This window comes from Streptomyces sp. NRRL WC-3618 (assembly GCF_001280005.1).
Lineage (GTDB): Bacteria > Actinomycetota > Actinomycetes > Streptomycetales > Streptomycetaceae > Streptomyces.
Genome location: NZ_LGDW01000145.1, coordinates 1 through 5,685, shown reverse-complemented (window position 1 = coordinate 5,685; position 5,685 = coordinate 1). Strand labels below are relative to the sequence as shown.

At 72.7% G+C, this 5,685-nt stretch carries 4 protein-coding genes and 1 pseudogene; 2 read left to right on the top strand and 3 right to left on the bottom strand.

From position 1 onward, the window contains the following. Nucleotides 1–192, top strand: a 192-nt coding sequence (locus ADL01_RS46205) for a hypothetical protein (protein WP_234354667.1), incomplete at its 5' end; no start/stop codon positions are given. Here the strand turns inward: ADL01_RS46205 and ADL01_RS16680 are convergent. Continuing rightward, nucleotides 173–577 (bottom strand): annotated as a pseudogene (locus ADL01_RS16680) (phytanoyl-CoA dioxygenase family protein); the annotation flags it as partial. The gene ADL01_RS46205 and the pseudogene ADL01_RS16680 overlap by 20 nt on opposite strands. 337 nt (nt 578–914) lie before the next feature. Here ADL01_RS16680 and ADL01_RS16675 point away from each other — a divergent pair. Continuing rightward, nucleotides 915–1,520 carry a LuxR C-terminal-related transcriptional regulator gene (locus tag ADL01_RS16675; RefSeq protein WP_053742788.1) on the top strand — a complete coding sequence of 202 codons (606 nt, stop codon included), beginning with the start codon at nt 915–917 and terminating at the stop codon, nt 1,518–1,520. A 41-nt stretch (nt 1,521–1,561) separates the two neighbouring features. Here ADL01_RS16675 and ADL01_RS16670 read toward each other — a convergent pair whose 3' ends face one another. Together ADL01_RS16670 and ADL01_RS16665 are read right to left on the bottom strand one after the other, a co-directional pair. Beyond that, on the bottom strand, nt 1,562–3,481 hold the full coding sequence (locus ADL01_RS16670; protein ID WP_053742787.1) for an ATP-binding cassette domain-containing protein: 1,920 nt from the start codon (nt 3,479–3,481) through the stop codon (nt 1,562–1,564). Beyond that, nucleotides 3,478–5,385 (bottom strand): ABC transporter ATP-binding protein, encoded by a 1,908-nt coding sequence (locus ADL01_RS16665; RefSeq protein WP_078960571.1) that lies wholly within the window; start codon nt 5,383–5,385, stop codon nt 3,478–3,480. The genes ADL01_RS16670 and ADL01_RS16665 overlap by 4 nt, the downstream gene beginning before the upstream one ends. Nucleotides 5,386–5,685: the final 300 nt, after the last annotated feature.

Genomic DNA, 5,685 nt, shown 5'->3' with positions numbered 1-5,685 from the left:
TGCGGTGTGTGCGGAGGTGAAGGCCAGATCAAGGTCCGCGTCGCCGGACACCGGTGCGCTGCCGGTGACCTGCCCGGTCGACGGATCGGTCAGGTCGAGCTCTCCTCGGACAAGGCCAGGCGGTGCCGTCCGCCGATGAAGTTCCGCAGTGTTTCCTGCACAGTCACGGGGCTCACCTCGGCACAGGTGTGAAGTCACGGCTGGCGATGTACGTCGGCCGTGTGGCGGGGGCACCGAAGGGGGTGCCCAGGACGTTGTCGACGCTGTTGAAGACGATGAAAATGTTGGACCGCGGATAGGGCGTGATGTTGCCGTTCGACCCGTGCATGCAATTGGAGTCGAAGAAGGTGGCTGATCCGGGAGGTCCGGTGAACTGCTCGATACCGCCCGCGTGGTGGGCGAGTTCCCTCACCGAGTCCCGGTCCGGCATCCCGACGGCCACCGAGTGCGTGCGCAGGGAGTCGCGGTGGTGATCGTGTGGTGTCCGGCCCACGCACGACACGAAGGTGCGGTGCGAACCGGGAATGATCATCAGGCTGCCGTTGTAGGGGTAGTTCTCGGTCAGGGCACAGGTGACCTGTCGTCGCATTCATCAGATGACTCCTCCGGGAAGGATCACACCTAATTCATGACACTCCCCTCGGCCCGCCGGCGCCGGCACGCTCGCCACCGAGCACGTCACGGCCATCGCGAAGCTCGACGACGCGGCGGCGGCGGAACTCGGCCTCTTGGTAGTAGGCGGCGGGGCGCGGGGCGGCTGGGGTCGCACAGTCGGTCGAAGGGGAGTGGGGGCTGCTGCGCCGTCCGGAATCTGGCAATCAGGGTGATAGGTGGTGATACGTCGTACGGTGTTCTCGCAGTGTCGGAGGCACCGTGTGCGATGGAGGCCGCTTGTGACCGGGGCGGGAGCGATGGTGATCCGTGTGCTTCTTGTCGAGAAGGCGGACCTGCTGCGCGGGGCACTCGCCGCCCTGCTGGCCAGGGAGGACGACATCGAGGTGGTCGCGGCACTGTCGGGGCCCGAGCAGACGGTGACGCGGGCACTGTCGTACCGGCCCGACGTGGTCGTCATCGACAGCGACGGCGGTGAGAACGGAGCGCTCGATACGTCGCGGGAGCTGGCCGTGCGGCTGCCGGAGTGCCGGACGTTGTTGGTGACCCACTCGGTCACCGCCGGGTTCCTGCGGCAGGCACTGGCGCTGCGGGTGGCCGGGTTCATCGGTAAGAACGGGCCCAGCGACATCCTGGCGCAGGGGGTGCGCAGGGTAGCGGCGGGCGAGCGGTTCGTCGATCCGGAACTGGCCCTGCTGTCGCTTTTCTCGGCGGAGAGCCCGTTGACGCCGCGAGAGCTGGAGGTGCTGCGGCTGGCGGCGGACGGCACACCGACCCGTGAGATCGCCGAGCGGCTGTCGTTGTCGGTGGGCACCGTCCGCAATCATCTGAACGCCGTCTCCAGGAAGACCGAGGCGCGCAACCGCATCGACGCTATCCGGATCGCCCGGGAGTCGGGGTGGTTGTAGACGCGCAGCGGTAACGGAGGCGGGTCGGGCGCGGAGGTGGGTCAGGCCCTGATGCCGCCAATGTCGGTCGGGGAGGGCGAGGCAGTCGGGGCGGGGGTGTCGGGTGTATCGGGTGTCAGGGGGTTCCAGTGGCCGATCAGGTCGCGGTAGAGGGCGCAGTCGGTCATCAGGCGGTCGTGGGTGCCCAAGTGGTGGCGTGGGCCGTCCAGGACAAGGACGAGGTCGGCGCGGAGGGCCGAGCTGATCCGGTGCGCACAGACGATCAAGGTGGAGGGGCGGGCGGCGAAAGCGTGTTCGGCGACCGCCTCGGCGGCCGGGTCCAGGTGGCAGGTGGCCTCGTCCAGCAGGACCAGCCGGGCGGGGGGCAGCAGAGCGCGGACCAGGGCGATCAGCTGGCGTTCCCCGGCGGATAGCCGGGCCGGGTCCACGGGGGCGTCGTAGCCGCCCAGGCGTTCGATGAGGGGGGTCGCGCCGACGGCGTCGACGGCCGCGTCGAGGTCGGCCGGTGTGACGGTGGGGTGGAGATAGGAGAGGTTCTCGCGGAGGGTGCCGGTGAAGACGTACGCCTCCTGCGGGATCAGCACGCGTGAGCGGGAGAGCCGGTATGGGTCCGGAGCGGGGGCCGGGTCCGGGGAGCTGACCGGTACTCCGCCCAAGCGGACCTCGCCCGTCTGCGGCCGCAGCACCCCGGCGATGAGCGCGGCGAGCGTGGACTTCCCGGCACCGCTGGGGCCGACCACCGCCAGATGGGTGCCCGGCGCGAGGGTGAGGTCGAGGTCCCGGAGGACCGGCTCGGCGGACGGGGCGTAGCCGAAGCTGACGCCCCGGAGCTCGACGCGGCCGTCCTCGGGGCACCGCTCCTTCGAGTCCCCGGCCGCCGTTCCGCCGGCTCCAGCGGCTCCGGCTGACGTGGCGAGGGAGCCGGATGGCCGCGCGTCAGGGGCGGAACGGGTGGGATGGGTAGAGCTCGGAGGCCGGGGCGAGGACGTAGCCGTGGACGTCCCTGGTTGCGGTGCCGTCGTCTCCAGGATGCGGGCGGTGGTGACGAGGAGCCACAGGCCGCTGGCGCCCACTCCTCGGACGAAGTTCTGCAGGGCCGGTTGGAGGTTCTGGGAGAGGTAGGTCAGGGCACCCAGGATCCCTCCCGTGGTCACTCCGCCCCTCAGCAGCCAGGGGGTGCCGGCCAGGATGAGGACGACGGGCAGCCAGCCGCCGACGCCCAGCGCGGCGGTGCGCAGGGCGGTGAGGCGAGCCAGGGAACGGGCCGCGTCGGCGGCCGTGTCGATGCGGGCGCCGACCCGGTGGCGTACGACGGGCTCGGCGCCGCAGGCCGTCACGTCGCGCAGGCCGTCGGTGACCGCGCTCACCTGCTCGGCGATCGCCTCGTCGGCGAGGACGACCGCGCGCTGCCGGGCCGCCAGGGCGCGCAGGGCCAGGAGGAAGAGCGTCAGGCCGAGCACGAGGGGCGGTAGGACGAGCAGGAGGAGGGCGGGATCGAGCGCCGTCAGACCGATCAGCACGCTCACGGCCGTGACCGCGAAGGTCTGCGCGAACATCACGACCGCGCCGTAGGACTCGCGGGCGATCTCCACCTGCTCGGTCAGCCGGGCCACACCGGCGGTGTCGGGGGGCCGGCCGAGACGGGCGGAGCGGTGCAGTGTGCCGGTGGTGACCAGGCCGACCAGGTCGTCGCGGAAGGGTTCGACGACCTCGGCCAGTTGGAGCGTGGTCTGCCGGGTGCCCCAGGCGCCCACCAGCGTGGCGACGGCCAGCACCCCGAGCCAGCCGAGGCCCTCGGCGACGCGGTCGGAGAGAAAGCCGTCGTCGACGGCCCGGGCGACCAGCAGGCCGGACAGCAGCGCAGGTACGGCCTGGACCAGTGACCAGCCGGCGAGCCGGACGAACGGACGGCGCCGGGTGCGGAGGGTGGAGCGCAGCAGCCGGCGCGCACCCGCGCTCACCGCACGCCTCCGCGCCGTTGCTCCGGATGTGCCACCGGGGCCGGCCGTACGCCCCCGTCCGGAGCCGTCAGGGCTTGCCGCGCGACCTCGTCCGTCGTCGGGTCGGGTCGGAAGACGGCGCGGTATCCCGGGTCGTCCCAGAGGGATCGGTGGGTGCCCTGGCGGCGGACGCGGCCCTTGTCGAGCCAGATCACGAGGTCGGCGCGGGCGGCGGTGGAGGCGCGGTGGGTGACGATGAGCCGGGTGCGGGTCGCCAGGGGACCGAAGCCGGTGAGGACCTGGGTGATCTCGTGCTCGGTGACGGTGTCGAGACTGGCGGTGACGTCGTCGAGGACGAGGAGGCGACCGGCCGGGCCGGACTGGGCGAACGCGCGGGCCAGGCCCACCCGTTGGGTCTCTCCGCCGGACAGCGGAGCGGTGGCGAGGGGGGTGGCGTACCCGTCGGGCATGGTGCGCAGGAAGGTGTCCGCGCGTGCGACGGTGGCGGCCCGCACCACGGCCCGCACCACCGCGTCCCCTCCTGTCTCGACCACCGGGTCCCCTCCGGTCTCGATGATTCGTTCGCCCTCGGCCGGGGCCGTCGGAGGGCCGAAGGAGATCGCCTCCATGAAGGTCTCGCCCAGCAGCGTGGGGCGTTCGAAGCCGTAGGCGATGGCCTGGCGCAGGTTCGTGGGGACCAGGTCGGGCAGGGGTACGCCGTCGAGCCGTACCTCGCCGTCGTCGGGGTCGGTGAGGCGCCCCGCCAGTGCGGCCAGCAGGGACTTGCCGGAGCCGGAGCGGCCCACGACGGCGGTCAGGGTGCCTTCCGGGATCTCCAGGTCGACGCCGGCCAGGACGGTGCCGCCCTCGGGAGCGCGGACGGTGACACCGTCGAACTCCAGTCGGCCACCGCCTTCGGCGGGCAGTCGGGCGTGGCCGTGGGCCATCGGGGGCGAGTCCAGTACCTCGGCGACCCGCCCGGCGGTGGCGCGGGCGAGGGCGAGTTTGCTGACGGAGGCCACCAGGGAGCTCACGCCGGTGGCCAGTACGACGTACTCGGTCGCGGCCAGCAGCTGACCCGGGGTGATGCGGCCCCGGGCCAGTTCCAGTCCGGCCACGGCCAGGACGGCGATTTCGAGCAGGGGGACGATCGTGGCGTCCCGGGTGGAGACGCGGGAGAGGGCACGCCACATCCCCCGGCCGTGGCGGTGGAGTTCGGGCAGCGGCGCGAGGATGCGTTCGGCCTCGCGGGCCGTGGTCCCGGCGGCGGTGATGGTACGGATGCCGGTGACGGCGTCGGCGAGCCGGGTGGCGATACGGCCCTGGGCGGCGAAGTAGCGGTCGTTGACGTCGGAGACGTCGCGGGCGAAGGCGTGCACCACCAGGACGATCAGCGGAAGCCCGGCGAGGAAGGTGAGGCACAGCCAGGGGTCGATGAGGGCCAGGGCGACCACGGCCCCGACCGGGGGGATCAGTTCGGTCACCGCCCACACCAGCCCCGAGGGGGCGCCGCCGGCCCGGCTCGTGTTGCCCACCAGGCGCGCCGTCAGGTCGCCGGGGGGATGGCGGCGGGTCGCCCGGGGGCCCATGTCGAGAACGTGCCCGAGCAGGGTGTGCCGCAGCCAGGCGGTGGAGCGGGCGTTGGCGACGGCGCCGGCGTAGTCGTCGCCCGCGTCGCACACGATGAGCAGCGTGACGGCGACGGTGGACAGGGTCAGCCAAACGGTGGTGTCACCGGAGCCCAGTACGGCGTCGACAGTGCGGCCCATGAGGGCCGGCAGGACGACGTAGACCCCGGAGAGCAGCAGGGACGTCGCGGCCAGGACAGCACCCCAGACGCCGCCTCGCCGGACCACCGTCAACAGCAGACGGTCCGCCGCGCGCCGGTCCGAGGCCGCCGGCTCCTCGCGGTGGTTTCCCGGCAGTTGGGAGTGGTCGGTCGGCTTCTCGCGGTGGTTTCCCGGCAGTTCGGGGTGGTCGGTCGGCTTCTCGCGGTGGTTTCCCGGCAGTTCGGGGTGGTCGGTCGGCTTCTCGCTGTGGTCTCTTGGCCGTTGGGGGTGGTCTGCCAACTCCTCGCGACGGCCTCCCGGCCTCTCGCGGTGGTCCCCCGGATGCTCGCGTCGGTCCACGGCCGCTCCCGTCGTCGTGCGGTTCCCGGGCGGCGCTCCTTGCTCCCGGGGCGGAGGGGACGGAGGGGCGGGGGGACCCCGGGGGCCCCCCCCCCT